The organism is Frankia sp. CcI156 (genome assembly GCF_001983015.1).
In the GTDB taxonomy this organism is placed as follows: Bacteria; Actinomycetota; Actinomycetes; order Frankiales; family Frankiaceae; genus Frankia; species Frankia casuarinae.
The window spans coordinates 1-17,727 of the sequence record NZ_MOMD01000084.1; the positions used below are offsets into that span (position 1 = coordinate 1).

At 69.1% G+C, this 17,727-nt stretch carries 14 protein-coding genes and 1 pseudogene; 2 read left to right on the forward strand and 13 right to left on the reverse strand.

The annotated features are described in order from the left end of the window. Positions 1-622: 622 nt before the first annotated feature. The 4 genes and pseudogenes from CcI156_RS22210 to CcI156_RS22225 all read right to left on the reverse strand — a co-directional run. Positions 623-1,252: pseudogene (locus tag CcI156_RS22210) on the reverse strand (transposase family protein); the annotation flags it as partial. Between the two features lie 97 nt (positions 1,253-1,349). Beyond that, positions 1,350-2,186 carry a 2-amino-3,7-dideoxy-D-threo-hept-6-ulosonate synthase gene (locus tag CcI156_RS22215; RefSeq protein ID WP_076808011.1) on the reverse strand — a complete coding sequence of 279 codons (837 nt, stop codon included), beginning with the start codon at positions 2,184-2,186 and terminating at the stop codon, positions 1,350-1,352. Beyond that, positions 2,183-3,808 (reverse strand): class I adenylate-forming enzyme family protein, encoded by a 1,626-nt coding sequence (locus CcI156_RS22220; RefSeq protein WP_011438566.1) that lies wholly within the window; start codon positions 3,806-3,808, stop codon positions 2,183-2,185. Before CcI156_RS22220 ends, CcI156_RS22215 begins: the two co-directional genes overlap by 4 nt. Positions 3,809-3,888: 80 nt before the next feature. Then, positions 3,889-4,068 (reverse strand): thiazolylpeptide-type bacteriocin, encoded by a 180-nt coding sequence (locus tag CcI156_RS22225; protein ID WP_023841539.1) that lies wholly within the window; start codon positions 4,066-4,068, stop codon positions 3,889-3,891. 233 nt (positions 4,069-4,301) lie between these two features. Here CcI156_RS22225 and CcI156_RS22230 point away from each other — a divergent pair, with 233 nt between their 5' ends. Continuing rightward, positions 4,302-5,969: a bifunctional 3-(3-hydroxy-phenyl)propionate/3-hydroxycinnamic acid hydroxylase gene (locus CcI156_RS22230; protein ID WP_011438565.1), complete on the forward strand. Its 1,668-nt coding sequence runs from the start codon at positions 4,302-4,304 to the stop codon at positions 5,967-5,969. 69 nt (positions 5,970-6,038) lie between these two features. On the opposite strand, the gene CcI156_RS22235 is transcribed toward CcI156_RS22230, so the two are convergent. Genes CcI156_RS22235 through CcI156_RS22260 form a run of 6 tightly spaced genes read right to left on the reverse strand, consistent with a single transcriptional unit; the run spans position 6,039 to position 14,676 of the window. Further along, positions 6,039-6,776 carry an ABC transporter permease gene (locus tag CcI156_RS22235; protein ID WP_076808013.1) on the reverse strand — a complete coding sequence of 246 codons (738 nt, stop codon included), beginning with the start codon at positions 6,774-6,776 and terminating at the stop codon, positions 6,039-6,041. A 50-nt stretch (positions 6,777-6,826) separates the two neighbouring features. After that, positions 6,827-7,744: an ABC transporter ATP-binding protein gene (locus tag CcI156_RS22240; RefSeq protein ID WP_076808016.1), complete on the reverse strand. Its 918-nt coding sequence runs from the start codon at positions 7,742-7,744 to the stop codon at positions 6,827-6,829. Positions 7,745-7,746: 2 nt separating this feature from the next. Continuing rightward, positions 7,747-8,757, reverse strand: a complete 1,011-nt coding sequence (locus tag CcI156_RS22245; protein ID WP_076808018.1) for a thiopeptide-type bacteriocin biosynthesis protein — start codon at positions 8,755-8,757, stop codon at positions 7,747-7,749. A gap of 11 nt (positions 8,758-8,768) precedes the next feature. Then, on the reverse strand, positions 8,769-10,997 hold the full coding sequence (locus tag CcI156_RS26395; RefSeq protein ID WP_217697738.1) for a hypothetical protein: 2,229 nt from the start codon (positions 10,995-10,997) through the stop codon (positions 8,769-8,771). Continuing rightward, positions 10,994-13,555 carry a lantibiotic dehydratase gene (locus CcI156_RS22255; RefSeq protein ID WP_023841537.1) on the reverse strand — a complete coding sequence of 854 codons (2,562 nt, stop codon included), beginning with the start codon at positions 13,553-13,555 and terminating at the stop codon, positions 10,994-10,996. Before CcI156_RS22255 ends, CcI156_RS26395 begins: the two co-directional genes overlap by 4 nt. Then, positions 13,552-14,676 carry a hypothetical protein gene (locus CcI156_RS22260; protein ID WP_175637650.1) on the reverse strand — a complete coding sequence of 375 codons (1,125 nt, stop codon included), beginning with the start codon at positions 14,674-14,676 and terminating at the stop codon, positions 13,552-13,554. The genes CcI156_RS22255 and CcI156_RS22260 overlap by 4 nt, the downstream gene beginning before the upstream one ends. 255 nt (positions 14,677-14,931) lie before the next feature. Between CcI156_RS22260 and CcI156_RS22265 the strand changes: the two genes are divergently transcribed. Further along, entirely contained in the window at positions 14,932-15,567 is a 636-nt protein-coding gene (locus tag CcI156_RS22265; RefSeq protein WP_076808021.1) for a class I SAM-dependent methyltransferase, read from the forward strand. Between the two features lie 240 nt (positions 15,568-15,807). Here the strand turns inward: CcI156_RS22265 and CcI156_RS26400 are convergent, their stop codons facing one another. From CcI156_RS26400 to CcI156_RS26410, 3 genes are read right to left on the reverse strand one after another with little or no spacing between them, the layout of a single operon-like run. Further along, positions 15,808-16,176: an ISL3 family transposase gene (locus CcI156_RS26400; protein WP_023841535.1), complete on the reverse strand. Its 369-nt coding sequence runs from the start codon at positions 16,174-16,176 to the stop codon at positions 15,808-15,810. 18 nt (positions 16,177-16,194) lie between these two features. After that, a complete protein-coding gene (locus CcI156_RS26405; protein ID WP_217697739.1) occupies positions 16,195-16,791 on the reverse strand; it encodes a hypothetical protein in 597 nt (198 codons plus the stop codon). Continuing rightward, on the reverse strand, positions 16,788-17,270 hold the full coding sequence (locus tag CcI156_RS26410; protein ID WP_217697740.1) for a hypothetical protein: 483 nt from the start codon (positions 17,268-17,270) through the stop codon (positions 16,788-16,790). The genes CcI156_RS26405 and CcI156_RS26410 overlap by 4 nt, the downstream gene beginning before the upstream one ends. Positions 17,271-17,727 lie beyond the last annotated feature (457 nt).

Consider the following 17,727-nt stretch of genomic DNA (forward strand, 5'->3'; position numbering starts at 1 on the left):
GGGTTATGCCGGCTCTGGCTGTGATTTGCCTGGTCAGGGCGGTGAACGGCTACCTGATCTCGGCATAACCCCAGGGCTCCGGCGAGGTAGCGCAGCGTCATAGTTGGTAGCTGTTGGTAGCCTGCCTGGTGATCACTTCTGGGCATCCGATGGGCGATTGATTGTCGCTAAAGCTCGTCGTGGATTCGTGCCATAGCAACTTGACCTGGCGCCGACCGTGATTCGACGGCGCATTTGGCGTCACTGGGCACGCGATTATCTGGAAATGCTTGACGGGATGCAGGCTCCCCGTTGAGAAAGAAGTGGCCTTCCGCTTGGGACAATGTAAGTACCACCAAACAAACCCCCAAGACAGAAGGCCACCACGTGACATCATGCCAGCCTGACCCCTGCATGTCCAACGAGCCTGTCGATTGCGAGCAGCTCGACATCTCCAGCCTGCTCGCGATGCTCGGCGAAATTCCCGACCCACGTAAGGCGAAGGGAGYGATCTAYAGCCTGCGGTACATCCTGTCGACCTCGCTTGTCTCGACGATGACCGGCGCAAAGCGCCTCAGTGAGCCTTTCCCGGTAACCGCCTGTTGCGCTGTGTAGCAGCGGTGGGATGTTTGTGTGGTGGCTGTCAGGTGGTGCGGCCGTGTTCGGTGTGGAGGATGACGAGGGCGGCCTTCGTGATCTGGCCGATCTTCCAGGGGTCGAGGGTGACGTTCCGCAGCGCGYGAAAGGTGACCTTGAGCAGGGCGTTCGYGCGTTCGCCGACGGCGCGTAGCGGGTTGTGGGTCCTGTTGTGGTTCTGCTGGTCGAGGGTGAGCCCGCCGCCCTTGGCTCGCTTGGCAGGGATGGTGACCTGGTCTCGTAGCCCTTCGTAGCCGAGGTCGGTGAGGATCTCACCGCCGTCGGTGGTCCAGTCCGYCGGGACCGGTAGGGCGCCGGAGGCGCGCAGGGCGGTGKAGTCGTGTTCACGGCCGGGGCGGACGTCGGAGGTCCACAGCGGCCAGCCGTCGTCCGGGGCGGAGACCACCTGGATGTTGCCGCCGTGGTGGTGGTGCTTCCCCGACCACCACAGGTCGACGCCTGTCGTCGGGCCGGGCGTACGGAGGCGGTCGGTCTCGATGACCGTGCCGTCCACGATGACGTGCCCGTGGCCTGCGAGCTTCGCGGCGAGCAGGACGCCTGGCAGGTTAGGAGTCTCTGGTGCTTCGGCTGTGGGGCCGTCATAGAGAAGTATCTTGCGGACCGTGGGCGGCAGCCCGCCGAGGTCCGCCGGATCGTCGCTCACGATGCCGTCGATCCGCTGGTGCACAGCCTCATCGAGGACTGCGGCCCGGGCTTCGCCGGCCTCGCGGATGTCAAGCCAGCACAGCTTCCTTGCGTTCACTTCGCTGCCCTTCTGCAGTCGGTTCGAGACGAGGCTCGGATTCCGCATGGACCAGTTGGGCCACCGCCGCAGCCATCCGCCGCKGGTCGTCGGCCTGGAAGATGCTGCGGCCCATGGCCACGCCGGCGGCCCCGCCGTGCAGCACGTCGCGTACGTACGCCAGAACGTCGTCCTCACTGCGGCGGGGTCCGCCGGCGCACAGCAGGGGGACGGGGCAGGCGTCCGTCAGGTCGCGCAGGGCCGGGACGGACCCGGGGAAGGGGGCCTTGACCAGGTCCGCGCCCAGGTCCACGGCGAGTGTGACCGCGTGCGCGATCAGCTCCGGATCATGCGGGTCGCTGATCCGCGGCCCGCGCGGGTACATCATCGCGAGCAGCGGCAGGTTCCACTGCTCGCAGCGCTCCGCGACCCGGCCGAGGTCCCCGATCTGCTGGCGTTCGTCGAGGGAGCCGAGGTTGACGTGCAGACTGACTGCGTCCGCACCCAGCCTGAGCGCTTCCTCCACTCCGGTGACCAGGTACTTGGCATCCGGATCGGGTGCGTGAGCGGTGCTTGCGTTGAGATGGACGATCACCGACATGCCGGTGAGACGGGCGGGACGAAGGTGCCRGAGGCTGCCCTTGTGGACGACGATGGCGTCCACGCCGGCCTCCACCAGCTGACCTGCGAGGCCGTCGATGGTGGTGCCGCGCGGCACCACGGGTCCGTCGCTGATCGAGTGGTCGAGCGGTGTGATCGCCAGCCTGGCGGGGTGCCAGCGGTGGAGCCGGGCCATCCTCAGCGCACGGGCGAAGTGCTGTTCTGTCACAGTGCCCTTCCTCTCTGCACTGTCCCGCCGCCCAGCGCTTCCCGCTCCGCTCGGGAACGCAGTGACGCTCGGTCCGGTTTCCCGTACGCGGTGAGCGGGATCTCGGCCCATCGGCTGAAGTGCGCAGGTGCATGGGCCGAGTCGAGCGTGGCGGCCACATGGCGACTCAGCTCCTCGTCTGTGACCGAGGAACCGGGTGCCAGGACGACTGCGGCGTGCACGTGCTCGATCCGGTCCCGGTCGTGGACGCCGAAGACAACGGCATGCCGCACGTCGGGATGCTCCTGGAGCGCCGACTCGACGGCCGTCGGGTAAACCTTCTGTCCGCCGGCCTTGATCACCTGGCCGACCCGGCCGACCAGCCGCAGATAGCCGTACTGGTCCCAGTAGCCGAGGTCACCCGTGCGCAGCCAGCCGTCTCGCAGAGTGCTGTGCGTGGGGACGCCGGTCTCCAGGTAGCCGTCCATCACTGTTGTCGAGTACGTCCACACCTCCCCCACGTGGCCTCGCTCCACCTCAGCGCCGGTGTCCGGGTCACACATGCGGACCTGCACCCAGGGGAAGGGCCGCCCGACCGTCGGCAGGAGTTCGGGCTCCTGGTGGTCCAGCGGCGTGAGGCTGGAGATGCCGCCCGCTTCCGTCGTGCCGTAGAGCTGGACGATGGCGTCGCGGAAGCAGGGGACCGCCTGCGCGATCCGACGTGGCGCGGCCGGGGTGCCGCTGTAGATGAGCCGACGCAGGGACGACACATCGGTGCGGGGAAGGTCCTCATGCTCAACCAGGCGGTACAGGTGCGGAACGGCCAGATAGGTATCGGTGATCCGGTGCCTGGCGACATCGCTGAGCACGGTGCCGGCGTCAAAGCCTTCATGCAGGACCGCGCTGCCACCGGCGGCGAGGACGGAGTCGACCATGAAGCCGACAGTGTGGCTGACCGGCGTCACGGCCAGGATCCGCGACGGTAGGTGGGTATCGGTCCGGCCGGAGAACCCGCGGACGGTCGCGTTCCAGGTGCGGTACGACTGAGACAAGCTCTTGGGTTGTCCCGTGCTTCCGCTGGTGAACGTGACCAGAGCACGCGCGTCGCCGTCGTACGGGGGAAGATCAGGCAGCCGGGGCGTACGACCTGTGTCGAGCGGCACCGCGGGGTACGTTTCCGTCACGAGGGTGAGCAGCGTCGTGGCGGACGCCACGAGAGCTCGTCCCCGGTCGATGTGTGATGCGTCGACGACCAGGACGCGGGCCCCGACCTCCTCGAGGATCCGGGACTGCACCTGGCGCGACAGCATTTCGGCGTCGGTGCGGGGGTTGGCGGCCCGGACGTAGACGACGGATGCCCCGATGAGGTGTGCCGCATATCGGCAGACGAGCATCGCCGGATGATTGGACGATGCAAGGACGGCAATGGCTTCGCGTGGGCCGGCACCGCATTGCAGGAAGGTTTCTGCAGCATTCAGGATCAGCTCGGCGAGAAGCTCGGCCGTGATTTCTCTGTCACGCCAGCGCACCACGAGCGAGTTCGGCCTCTGGACCAGTCCGTAAAGAATACGGAAAGCGCAGTTCTCATGGTTTTTCCATAAATCCGGGATTTCCAAAGAGAAGGCGCCGGTGTAACTGGTCATGGTTCCACCCGTCCGGGTCTTGACGACGGTGCGCCTGTCCGGGCAGATGGTCCGGACAGGCGCACCGCTCACTACTGAGGTCAGCAGCAGGAGGATGACGACGACGACGACGAGGAGCAGCAGAGTATGCCTGAGCCAGACGACGCACCCATCTCCGGTAGCGCGACGCTGTCGGAGACCTCCAGCACCTCCAGCTCCTCGATGTCGAAGCCGGCGAACAGCTTGTCGTCCATGGGCTTCTCGCTGGCGAGAGCGCTCATTGTTCTCTCCTTCATCATGGATTGCGTCAGCCTGTAGGCCGACAATGTGATTCTGYGGTCTGATCGGTACGGAACGCAACCGCAGCCGTATGGGGTGCTGACATTTGTCACTCCTGACCTTACGCCGATCACTTGTCGTGTCGCAGAAAAGGGMAGAGAGAAGTCCAGGTAGTTAGCATGAATCTGGCCTGCCTTCGGTGTGCRATCGTGGGCCAGATACGGAGGACCGATAGATGAACGGCGCACTGCCGTCCACCCGAACAGGTATGGAGTCCGGCGGATCCGCCGACGACTGCCACGTGCTCGTGGTCGGCTACGGGCCCGTCGGCCAGTTTCTGTCCCTGTTGCTGGCCCGGCGAGGCTGGCGGGTCACGGTGACCGAGAGGCAGCCGCACCCCTACCCCCTCCCACGCGCCGTGGCCTTCGACGCACAGGCGGCCCGCGTTCTGGCAGCGGCCGGACTGCGCGCGGAACTCGGTGCCATCGGAGAGCCGTCACCGGACTACATGGTTGTGAACGGCACCGGTCGGACACTCCTGCGCATCGGCCTAAGCCCCGGAGACGAGCATCGCTGGCCGGACTCGACATCGATGTACCAGCCGCGGCTGGAGGCGGCGTTGACCGAACACGGGGAGCGGTGTGCCTCCTTGCGAGTGCTGCGGGGACAGGAGGCCCTCCGGCTCGTRGCGCGCGCGTCCCACGTCGAAGTAGGGCTGCGGGACACCGGGTCCGGTGCCGGCCGTACGGTTCGGGCGCGCTGGGTCGTGGGGTGCGACGGTGCCGGCAGCTTCGTCCGTACGGCCATGGGCGCGTCGCTGACCGACTACGGCTTCTCGCACGACTGGATGGCCTGCGACGTCGTACCGCACCATCCGGAGGAGTTCCCCGCGTGCAACGTCCAGTACGCCGATCCAGCCCGGCCGCGCGTCGCCGTCTCGGCGGGCCCTGGCCGCAGGCGCTGGGAGTTCATGCGGCTGGCCGGCGAGTCCGCCGAGGAGTTCGCCGGGGTGGCGAAGGCGTGGGACCTGCTGTCCCTCTTCGGTGTCACGCCTGCCAACGCCACGCTCGTGCGGCATGCCGTGTACACGTTTGCGGCGCGTGTCGCGAACCGCTGGCGTCGCGGGCGCGTCCTGCTCGCCGGCGACGCCGCCCACCAGATGCCGCCGTTCGCAGGGCAGGGCATGTGCTCGGGCATCGGTGACGCGGCCAATCTCGCATGGAAACTCGACCTGATCCTGGCGGGCTGCGCGGACGAGAACCTGATGGACAGTTACGAGGCGGAGCGCGCGCCGCAGGCCCGGCAGACCGTCGAGATGTCCACCCAGCTGGGCCGGATCATCTGCGTGACCGATCCGGCGGCGGCCGCCGAACGGGACCGCGCACTGCTGGCCCGCGCGACGCCGGCGACATCCGGGAAGTCGACGTCGGGACACGGCACCGACGCTGTGCCAGGCCAGGCTATGGACGGACGGTTCGCGCACCACCTGTCCGACGGCGCTCCGGGGCGAGGCACCGGACGACGTGTCCCCGAGGTGCGGCTGGGCGCTGTCGGCTCTCCGGAGCCGCGCATGGAAATCCTGGGCCAGGACTTCGTCCTGCTGGCCCTCGGCGTGCCGGAGGCACTGCTGGAGGCGGGGCTGGCCGAGCGACTTCGGGACCGGAGTGTCCGCCTGGTACAGGTCCTGCCGGCGGGCGCGGCCCCAACCGTCAGCAAGGAGTGGGAGTCCGTCGCCGACGCCGGAGGATTCCTGCGAGCCTGGCTGGACGGCATGGGCGCGCGGGCCGCGCTGATCCGCCCCGACTTCCAGGTGTTCGGCGTCGGCAGTGACCGAGCGGAGACCTCGGAGGTCGTCCGTGAACTGCTGGAGCGTGTCCGAGTCCCGCACGCCGGCGCCCTCTGACGGCGGCTGGTTGGATCCGGTACGCGAAGGGGCGTCCGCCTTTGGGTGGACGCCCCTCGATCTGCCCGGTCAGCGGAACCGCCTGCCCTCGTCCCTGCGATACGCGAAGACCGCGAGGGCCGCGAGGACCACCGACCACAGGACGAACACGATGAGGGATGTGGTACTCGGCCTGAAGTCGCCGACGGCCGCCCACATGAGTTCGACCGCGCCACGGCTCGGCACGTACGGAGCGATGGTCTCGATGAAGCCGGGAGCCTTGCCGGGGGCGGAGAGCAGGCCTCCGGCGAAGGCGATTGGGAAGAAGACGACCTGCACTACGGCGAGGGCCGCTTTGGTAGGCAGCAGGTAGCCGATGGCCAGTCCCATCAGGCTGAAGGGCAGCGAGACCAGGACGACGACACCCACAGCCGCGGCGAACCCGACCGCCGAGATGCGGGCCGGCGTGGCCACGGCAGCGATGACGACCACCGGGGCAAGAGAGACCAGCATCATCACCAGGCCGGAGATCAKTCTGCCCCCGAACTTCGGCCACGGGCCGACGGGAAGAGTCCGGGTGTAAGGGTCCCAGGGCTGGGCGCGGTCCTCGGCAACGCCGACGCCGTGCCCGAAGAGATTGCTGATCATGACGGCAAAGACGACCATCGAAGCGGTCGCGTAGGTCGCACCTGCCGGGTCGTCGCCGGTCGCCGGAACCACGAAGAAGAGCATCGAGGCCGCAGGGAAGAACGCGGAGCCGATCACCGCGATGGGGATGCGGATGGTCTGAAGGATCTGGTAACGGGCATGCAGGAGGGTCATGGACACGGAGTCTTTTCCTTCCGCGTACGGTGGACGGCGCGGCGGTGCCGGGGGCGTCAGGCGGACGAGATGGCCATGAAGGCCTCCTCGAGCGTCGTCGGCCGGATCTCCAGCCCCGAAAAGGGCGCGCCGCTGCCCACCAGGTCGCGTACGAACTGGTCAGCGTCCCTGGTCAGCACGTGGGTGCGTCCGTCGATCTCCTCGACCTTGATGACGCCCGGAAGCGACGGCAACGAAGCGGTCACCAGGCTGACGCGCTGGACGTCGACCATCCCGCGGATCGCGGTGACGGAGCCGTCGGCGAGCACCCGCCCGCCGGAGACGACCACGATCCGTTCTGCGAGCGCCTCCACCTCGTCGAGGTAGTGACTGGTCAGCACCACCGTGCCGCCTTCCTGGTGGAACGCGCGGATGTGGTCCCACAGCACCCGGCGGGCCTCCACGTCGAGGCCGGTCGTCGGTTCGTCGAGGAAGACGAGGCGGGGCCGGCCGACGAAGGCGAGGGCCACGGCCAGTCGGCGCTTCTGACCGCCGGAGAGACCACCGGTCTGACGGYGCGCCAGATCGGTCAGCCCGAAGCGGTCGAGCAGCGCATCGCGGTCCTCCGGAGCCGGGTAGTGGGCCGCGACAAAGTCGACCACCTCGCGCGCGCGCAGTGTCTCGGGCAGTCCGGTCTCCTGCGGGGTGACTCCGATGTACCGCCGGCCCGCCGGGGTCCGAGGATCCCGCCCGAACAGTTCACAACGACCCCGGTTCGGGCGACGCAGACCGGTGAGGACGTGGATCAGGGTGGACTTGCCCGCTCCGTTGGGCCCCAGAAGGCCCACCAGCTCGCCGGCCCGCACCTCGAGGTCGAGGCCGTCGAGGGCCGTCGTGCCGCCGTAKCACCGGGTGACGCCAACGGCCCGAGCGACCACCTCGGCGGCCTGCGGCGCGGGGGTCCGCGCTGGCACAGYCAGCGGCTGGTTGACCATGATCACCCCTCGTGTGCGCTGCGATGCGGGTCGGGGGCGGCAGGCGTGCCGGACGGGCCGCCGACGGGAGCGTCCAGGGGGAAGAGCCGGACGAGCCGCGCGTACGTCTGCAGTTCGTCGACCAGACTCAGGCCGAGACGGTTGTGGAACATGTGGACGTGGGAGAGCACGATGCGGCCCGGGTGGGTCGTGCCGGTTGCGCGTACCGTGTCGGCGAGTTCGGTCAGGAGGCGGTGCCACAGGGCGAAAGCACCGTGGCGCTCGGGGTCGATGCTCCCGCGTCGCGATGCCCCCGCCGTGGACAGCGCCGGGCGGTCCGCACCGGTGAGTCGATCCAACTGCTGCTCGGAGTAGCCGAATCCGGCCGCCACCATGCCGCGCCAGGCGTGCAGCGCCTGGTGGTAGTAGTCGGCCTGCTCGCCACGTCCGCCCAGCGCAGCGCCCGCCGACACCGTGGCCCGGAGTGCGACGGCCGACCGCTCCCGGGTGCCTGGCAGGCTCGGCAGATGTGTTCTGACCAGCTCGCTGGAGACCTGGAAGAGCCGTTCCGCACCAGGCATCAGCGCTGCCCCGCCGTACCGCTCGGTCTCGGGCACGAACACCGCGCGGTGGACTCCCGGCGGCAGCGGCCCCCCAGCCGTGTCCTCAGCCTCGCCGCCGGTGGCAGCCAGACGCCGAGCGGCGGTCCGGTGGCTCTCCGCGTCGAGAGGCTCCTCGCCATCGCGCAGCGTCCCGGCACGCGCGAGCCGCTCCCGCAGGGACTGTTCGACCTGTTGCGCCTCGTCGTCGTCCAAGTCGCCGACTCTGAACCGGAGATGTGGACCAGCCTGYCAGTAGCGGATGAAGAACCACGGTTTGCCAGGTACGTCGTCGACGGTGGGGCCGATCACCTCGCCGAGTACGCGGTCATGAAGGGATCCGGCCACGGACCCCAGGTGCAGATGCCACGACCGCCAGGTTGTCGGGACGTCTCCGGCTCGGACAGGGCTGCCGGGAGCGATCGTACGGTTCACGTGTGTCTCCCTCAGCTTCGCAGGTCGAGCATCAGGCCCCGGTATCCGGGAGTTCCGCCGATCACCGCCAGCACGACCATCTCCTCGGAACCGAGACCCAGGACGCGCCGTGCCGCTGCCTCATAAAAGGCCCGTACGGGCCTGGCGTACAGGCCCGACCCGGCTGCCGCGAGCGTCAGTCCGTGGGCCGCCCAGCCGCACACGTACTGGATCGTGGTCCAGCCGCCCGGACCGTAGCGGTCGACCACGACTCGGGGGTCGACCGTGAGAAACCAGATCATCGAGGCGTGCCGAACGTCGCAACCGTTGCCCGGTGCCAGAGTGTAGCCGTAGACCTCTTCGAGACGGGCCGCAGCCGTCGTGTCCGCCGCTTTCAGCACGGTGTGGCCGTCCGCGACCTCGTACACCCCGTCGCGGTGGCCCTCGATGCCCTGGATCACGACGGTCGTTCTGATCGCGTTGGACACGCCCCGCAGGACGTCTCCGGGCGGGGGCACGCCCAGYCAGCGCACCGCGTCCTGGAGCACGGCAGCCGGGAGTACCCGCCGCCGACCGTTCATGCCATACAGGCCTCGGGGCATACGTCCGGACGTGCGTGACCACAGCAGTTCGGCCCAGGACCGCTCCGCTGCCGCGGTCACGTCATCCTGGCTGGGCGCCGCGGGTCCCAGGGTGGCYGGCGCTTCGGTGAAGGTCTGGGCCCGGTTCATGGCGAGGACGTCGGCGAGCACGGGGTCGGGAACGGTATCGGCGCCCCGCCCGGTGGTCTGCACCGGTGCCGGTCGTTCGGCCAGTTCGACGGTCAGCRGCAGCGTCCACTCCCAGGCAGGGCGCAGGCCGAACTCGCGCAGCCGCCCCTGGCCGCTGTTCGGCAGCCGGAGCCGGCCGGACAGGCCGAACAACTCCAACGCCAGGCACAGGGACCGCAGTGCGATGCCCATCTCCAGGTGGACCAGCGCGCCGCGGAACCACCGGTAGCTCGCGGGCAGCCGCGTGTACCGCCCGATCAGAAGGATCTCGCAGCCGTCGGCCGAGGGGTCCTGCGGGGGGTTGGCGCCGGCGAGGTCCACCAGCGCGTTGCGGTGGACATCCAGGACCTGCCGTCGTTCGCGGTCGGCTACGAAGGCGTGCACGGGGAACTTGCTGCGCACGGACGCATAGCCGCGGTGGTCGTTGATCGGATTCTCCGGCTCGCGCCGGTGCGGGCCGAAGGCGGTGACCAAGGCGTGCCCGAGGGCTTCGGCGRATGTGCCGGCCTCGGGTGCCCTGCCGCACGGGTAGGGCATGCGCTCCAGCAGTTCCACCGTGCCCAGGGGAAGCGGGGTGGCCGGTGCGCCGGGCTCGGTGACGCGGTCGGCGGCTAGGTCGTCGCCATGGACGACATGCGCTTCGGCGGAAGCGGCACAATTAGTGAGGGCATCAAACAACAGCTGACCAGCGAGCGCTCCCGCGAGCCTGTCCGCCCCCGGCCGGGCGACTGGTCCGCCGGAGTGCCTGTGGGCCCACGACAGCGCTCTTTCCGCCGACGCGGGCCACTGCCCGGATGCTGCCGTCGCGTCGAGAACTGGTCCGACGACCGTGGCCTCGCCCAGGCTCACCGGTACCAGCCATCCGGCCGGCCGCAGGGAGACCCGGGGGGCGGGCTCGCCGTCTTCCCCGGGACACCAGAGCACCGCGTCGGCTTCGGCAAGTGCTTCTTTGAGTTCTTCCTGGTCACTGAGGAGCCGCGCTCCCAGGCGCTCCCCCACCGCCCGCACGGGGTCGAGGTCCCCATCGGGAGTAGCCAAAGCCAGGTGCCCGGCGCCTGCCCGGGCCAGTCCCCGGGCGGCTGGGGACACCACGGCCGCCGGGCCATAGAGCACCACATGTGCGGTCCGCAGGGCGGCGAAGGCCGCGTAGGGATCGTCAGTAAACGCCTCCAGGTGGGCGAGCGCCTCGGGGAAGCGATCCCGTTCGGCGATACCGGTTTCAGCCACAGTGAACCCTGCGRTGTCCAGGAGCATGTCGTGGCTGAGCAACCCGTCGACTACCTTGCGTACCGCCGGTCGGGCCTTCTCGGTGCCCAGGGCACGCACGAGATCGTCCTCGGTTGTGCCCTCCTCCAACAGCGGAACGCAGAGGTCGGCGATGGTGAACAGTAACTCCGGCCCGCGCATGACGAACTGGCTTGTCGGGCCACTGAAGTACACGCCGCCGGGGACCGGTGCGTAATGCAGGTAGGTACGCGACTTTATCTTCATTCCGGCATTCCTCCGTACTGGAACGTTCCGCCCGCTGGGCGCCCGATCTCGATGACCCACTCGGCGGCGTGCGGGCCGTCCCCGACGCCCGGCAGGGCCTCCTCCAGGTATCCGGGGCTGCGCCGTTCCATGAGCCTGGGCAGCACCCGCACGCTCAGGGCGCTCTGCAAGTCCACGTACTGCGGCTTCTGCCGTTGCCGGTGGGCCTGGGCGTCCTCGCCCGAGGCGATGGCCTCGCGGCGGTAGCCGTCGTCCAGGGGGGTCTTCAGGACGATCTCCGCCGGAATGCAGTGGCGGGCACGCCACTTGGTGAGGGCCAGCAGGCGGTCATGTTCGGCGGGCCCGGCCGCGACGGCATCAGCCATTTCCCGGCCGCCGTACCACCGGCGCCGGGAGAGTACGGCGGAACCGACGCGCAGCCGGGGACAGGGCCGGCTCGAGTCGCCGTCCCATCCGGTCGTCGAGTGCCAGCCACCGATTAGGTCCTCCATCAGCCGTCCACCGCTGACGAGCCAGGTAGCCACCCGTACGGGTGGCGGGAACAGTTCGGGGTGCCCGGCGCCGAGGGTGAGGACACGGGTGGGCCGTTCTTCCGCGTCGAGCACGGTGAGACCGTCGGTGTCCGGGTCATGGGCGAGCCGGAAGGTGAACCAGTCGTCCGGGACCAGGCCGTCGGACAGGACGGGTGCGTGGGCGTTGACGTTGAGACGGTGCAGACCGAGGTCCTCAACGAGCCGGTGGCCGTCCGTGCCGTACTGCCGTCGCAGCCGCTCGGCAAGATGGGGCAGTGCGGCACCGCCCAGGTCCCGGTCCGGGCCGAGGAACCGGCCATAGAGCATGCCGTGCCCGGCGTATGCGTCGTTGAACACCAAGTGCCCGTTCCAGGATTGCACGAGCACGCTGTGCGCCAGTGGTGCGGCACGGAACCGTGCGGGCAGTCCGGTGGCCAGTGCACGCACGTGCCCGGGGCTCCAGACCACCTCCTCGGTATCGCTTCGGGAGATGTCAGCGTAGAGCTTGTCCAGGACGTGTCGACGCAGAACCTGGAGTTCGTCGAGCGAGCCGTCGGCCGGGCCGATACCAGGGGGTACCTTGCCGTCGACGGCTCCGTTGTGCCGGTAGACCTCGGCGACCAGGTACGCCGCGTGCTCCGCCAGAGGAACGACGGCTCCGCGGCCGAACCGTTCCACGAACACGGCGGACAACAGGGCACGGACATCGTGGAGCCGGTCGAAGACTGACAGCAGTTCGACGCCGGCGGCAAGGTCATTGAGCCGGTCGCGCCAGGCAACGGTGGCCACTGTCCGGGGCGGCAGGACGTAGTCCTCCTCGACGAGGATCTGCGCGGGTCGACCCGCATGACGGCTGACGTCCGCCAGCGCGCTCCTCAGTCGRCTCAGTTCGGCCACGCGGTCCTCCGGCGGGGCGTCGGCGATGACTTTCAACCGCCGGGCCACATCGTCAAGACGGACGACCGGGCTGTCGGGCCGGTGGAGAAGCGCTGAGTAGGGCGCGTCCCCGTCCTCCGGCCCGTCGCACGTGCACAGGATACCCGCGCCCACGGCCTGTGCTATGGCTCGCACCGCCTGGTCGTAGTGGACTTCCGTCCGCTCTGCGATGTGGCCGGCGATGGCGCCGACACGGCGGGGGCCCATGGCCGTGGCTTCCAGGACCGACTGCGCAAGGCCTGTCACCGGTGTGGACAGCCGCTGGATGCCCTTCGCCGTGGGGCGCATGAAGTACAGCCGGGCGGAGGACTCGTCGACCTCGGCCGTCGGTGGGAGCTGGACCCAGTGGTCCAGCCCGACGCCGTCCCTCGGGGCGGTCAGCCCGGCAGCAACATACCCGAGCATCACCCGGTCCAGCCCCATGAAGGGGACGGCGCTCGCGAAGCGGATCTCGTCGGGGGCCCGACCCCGGTCATCGGGCACCGCCACGCCTACGGCGGTAAAGCGGGAGAGCGGGCTGGTGCGAATCATGGCCCGGGTGACGTACTGCACCAGACCACGCTCCGACTTGCGCAGTCGCGCGGGCAGCGGACGTGAATCCGCCAGTGCGGCGCGATACCGATCGGCGCCGTCCGACACCTCGGGCGCCACCAGGGCCAGTGCGCGGCGCAGGTCGTCGTCGGCGAGCAGGGCACCCAGCCCCTCCCGCTCCCGGGCGATGGCCTGTGGATAGGTGTCCGCGATCCGTGCCCGCAGTGCGTCGCGCCGGTCCCGCGCCGCCGCCCACTGGTCCACCGCTGGCGTAACGGCCGTGCCGCTACGCGGCCGGCGGTCGTTGTGAACGTCTCGGCGCAATGCGATGAGCCGGCCGCGTGCCTCGCGGTCGGTAGTGGCGCCAATCAGCTCGTGCAGCTCGTCGGAGCACTTCTGCGCCGCTGCCGCGAGTGTCGCTTCGGCGGTAAGGAGGTCACCAAGCACTGCGGCCAGCGCGGGGTCRCTCAGCCGGGTGCGGCGCAGCAGGTTGACGCGCAGCACCCACAGGGGCTCGAGGGCTCCTGCYGCGGGTGTGGCAGGGGACGTGGCGGTCGACTCCGCCTGCTGTACGGTCATGCCCGGCTGGCCCTCCGCTCCAACCGCTCCTGCCAGGACTCCCCCAGCACCTCGTCGACCGTCTCGGCGACGGCGTAGCAGACGTAGTAGCGGTGCAGCGGGGAGACGCTCAGCAGGGGCAGCTGCTGGTAGAAGAGATTCACGAGCAGGCGGTACGAGGCGAACCACTGCGGCGGCTCGGCGATCACACCTGAGTCGTTCATGACCCGGTGGAAGTCGCTGGGCCCGGTATCAGCCATCGACGGCCGTCCCGGTGGGCCCATGGTGGCGGGGTCGAAGCCGCCGTCGAGTTCRTCAAGCCCGTCCAGGGTCAGTGCTCCGGTGAGCACGGCGTGATMGAAGACGCCCATCGTGTAGGCGAACGCCGTCTGCCAGGCGGTGTAGTGGCGATTCATGTCGCCTTTGAGGGCGGACTCGACCAGCGAGCGCAGCCGCGGCGCGTCCGACGCCAGCCTGGCCCGGAAGGCGGGACGCGGATCCTTGCGGGCCGATGCCCAGCTCAGGAAAGCCTCCACGTGYGAGCGCAGCGAGAACACACCGTAGGCGACGCCGGCGTGGTGCGCATCGGCGAGGGCCACGAAGGCTTCCAGTACGCGGGTTTCGGCCTGCGCCCCATGCTCGGCGACGTCCTCCAGTGTGTCGATCAGGGGGAGGTCCAGGCGGCCGAGGGCGACCTCGCGGAGCGCGTTGAGGGCCACGGGCCAGCGCGCGGTGTCGCTTGGGCCGAGCCGTTCGACCGTGCCGTGCGCTCGCATCGGCAGGTAGGGAGGGGGGACCCGCTCCAGGCGGCCGAACTCACGTGCCTTTTCCAGGTAGGTTTCCTCGCTGATCGCGCTTGACGGGTCGAGCGGGCCGGCATCGAGACGGTGGGCCATTTCGTCCCACGGCGGGGGGCTGCCGCCCTGGTCCACGCGCGCCACGAGGTCGACATGCGGGCCGTGTAGCCAGCCGCGTCGGAGATAGACCATTGAGGCACCGTGGGTCTCCCGCAGCTCTCGTGCAGCCGGCACGACCGTCCGCACCAGCCATCGCGGGTTGACCGTTCCGCGGGTGAAGAGGCGTAGACCGGTCACCGTGTCGTCCGACGGCGGGACCTTGGGTTCTGCTGTCTTGACAGTCACGCTGCGACACCTGTTCGGACTTGTAGGGCTGCGCGGTCGTCACCGACCGGCTCGAACGGCTGCGGCCTCCAGCCGGAACTCCGACCTCCGAGCCACCTACCGACGATCCTGCGGATCCCCAGGGCCTGCGACAACGCGTCATCGCCCAGCCCTGACAAGAGTCACGATGTGCGTGACATGGATCAGAAGGCTCTGGCTGCTCCCGCGGCGCACCGAGTGAAGTAGCGGACGAGACAGCAGCKGACAGGAGCCGAGATGTCAGCCACACAGGAGCCCGGCACGGCGCGCACACGCCCGGACAGCGGTGTCGATGTCTTCGAGGCCCACTATGCCGGAGCCCCGGGAGCCGGCTGGGAGATCGGGCGGCCTCAGCCCGTGTTCGTGGAACTCGCCCATCGAGGAGCCTTCACGGGCCGGGTGCTGGATGTCGGCTGCGGCAGTGGCGATAACGCCCTCATGACGGCCGAGCTCGGGCTGGACACCACGGGTGTGGACGCCGCTCCCAGCGGTATCGCGCTGGCGCGGCAGAAGGCGGCAGAACGCGGCTTGGAGGCTCGGTTCCTGGTCCAGGACGTCCTCGAGCTCGAAGGCCTCGGCGAGCAGTTCGACACGCTGCTCGACTGCGGGCTGTTCCATTGCTTCGCACCGCAGGACCGTGTGGCGCTGGTGGCCTCTCTCGGCGCGGCCCTGCGTCCGGGTGGAYGCTGCTTCCTGATGTGCTTCAGCGACCGGCAGCAAGGCACCTGGGGTCCGCACCGGGTCTCGGAGCGGGAGTTGCGGGAGAGCTTCRCCGGTGGCTGGCGCATCGACCTACTCGCTCCTTCGCGCATCGCCGTGACATTCAATCCGGGGGCCGCCCAGGCATGGCTGGCGGCTTTGACGAGGCTGTGAAGCTGCGCAACCCGCCGTCCCGATCACATGGCCTGCGGGCCGTCAACGGAGCATCAGCATAAATTCCACCCTGCCACGGGTCAGCAACTCATCAACGGCAAATCCTTCGACATGGACCGGATCGACATCCGACCCAGGCTCGGAAGGCCGGAGATTTGGAAGATCACCAACGCCGATGTCAACGGTCTCCGAAAACGGGATCTGTCCCTGATCTTGTGATCGAAGTAGACCCGGGCGCTGTCAGGTCGCGAGGAGGACTCGTTTGCGGAGGAGGTCGAAGCTCGCGCGGCCGTACATCTGCCTCTTGATCATTTTGATGCGGTTCACGGCTCCTTCGACCTGACCGGAACTGTGCGGCAGGGTAAGCCCGTTGAGGACGGCGTCGTGGTCACGCAGGAGACCGCGGGTGAAACGGTGCAGTTCGGACAGGTCGTCGGCGTCGACCCAACCATTGAGCCGGTCCCCGTGACGACCGGTGAGCATCTGCGCGAACGCCGTGACGCGGTCGGCGGTCTGCTGGAGGTCCGGGCAGCGCGTGAGAATCGTCTTCGACGCCAGAGTCTCGTCCTCGTTGAGGTGCTCGGGGTGGGTGAGGATCCACCGGGTCACGGTGCGGACCTTGGGAGCCTACCGTGCCGCGGGTGCGGCGGTGCCACCGCCGGCGCGTAGTGGGCGCAGGTAGGCCAGAACGACGGCTCTGCTCCCGGGGTAGCCCTGGGCTCGGATCTCCCCGAACAGCTGGCTGCCGTTGGTGATCCCGGCGTTGACCCGCCCGGTGAGGTAAGGCTCCCACGGCCGCAGAATCGAGCCGCGCTCGTCGCGGGCCTTCGCCAGAACGTCGTCAACGCTGGTCGCGCGGTAGTACTTACGGACCGTTCCTCGGGCCAGACCGAGTCGGGCGGCGATCGGTTTGATGCCCACGCCCGCGGCCTTGAGCTCCTGGACGGCGGCGTACCGCTCACGGGCATGTCGCACGAACGCCCGCTGCTCGAACTGCGCGTCCCGCGCCGCGGCCACCGCGCCGTCGAGGTCCGCCCGCGGGCCGTCCACAGCCTGCTCGGTGGACGGCGGTTCCGCCAGGCAGGAACGGTGCCRGGCCACCGTCGTCTCGACATATCCGGCGAGGTTGCTCCACAGGTGGAAGCGGTCCGCCACCTGCACCGCGTCCGGAGCGCTGGTACGGGCGCCATCGGCGTAGGCACCGGCCCGGTCCCGGCAGATCACCCGCGCACCGGGATGCCCAGCCAGCCGGCGAACGTCGCCGCTTCCCGGTCAGGCAGCAGGTCCACCGGCCAGCGGCTGTCGAGATCGACCAGGACCGTCCCGTAAACCCGACCCCGGCGCAACGCGAAGTCGTCCACCCCGAGGACCGTCACCGCCCCGACCTGCGGGTCGGGCAGTGYCCGGACCCGGCGCAGCAGCGTGTTCCGACCAGCCGGAAGCCCCATCCTGCCGGCCAGGCGTGCYCCGGCTCTGCCCGCCAACGCCAACCCGATCGCTTCGATCAACCGGTCGGCGAGCGGGGTGAACCGGGCATGCGGATGTGTCAGGCCCACGACCTGCTCCGCGAACGTCACCCGTGGACAGCTCACCGCCAGGCAGCGGAACCGCCGGATCAGCAGGTCGATCTCGACGTGAGCACCCGCGATCGCCGCGTCGACCAACCGGCGGCGATACCGCCCGTGGACCCGCTCCGAGAGCACTCCGCACCCGGGGCACGCAGCAGCAGCTCCTCGAACACGAGCCCGTAACCGCAGCCGATCACCAGACCGGTCCACCCGATCGACAACGAGACCCGCCAGGTGCGGAAGGACAACCCCAAGGTCAGATCTGCGTAGTCTCTTCACCCGGTGGGTGCCTCTCGTCAGGACGTCATCGGTTGGTGGTGGTAACCCCGATTCTTCCTGCACRRCAGGCACCCGCTCACGTTCCAACGATCTACGAACTCCCAACATCACCAGCTACTGGCGGATCTAGGTCTGATCGTCGCGCCCCCTCTCATCGATGGCGTATAGATGAGAGCTTCCTGTAGCTGCCTGCGGGCTCCGGGGACCTGTGATGTCACCAGTAGTAAGCAATGAAGTTCGAAGGGCTCTGCCTTCGGTCGGCGTCAACCTTGGGCGTCGCCCTCGTCTGGCGAGTAAGGTGCTTCCGCTGAAC

Coding starts and splice junctions, on each gene's coding strand:
- CcI156_RS22220 (WP_011438566.1), bottom strand. CDS start 3,808: ATGACCAGTTACACCGGCGCCTTCTCTTTGGAAATCCCGGATTTATGG.
- CcI156_RS22225 (WP_023841539.1), bottom strand. CDS start 4,068: ATGAGCGCTCTCGCCAGCGAGAAGCCCATGGACGACAAGCTGTTCGCC.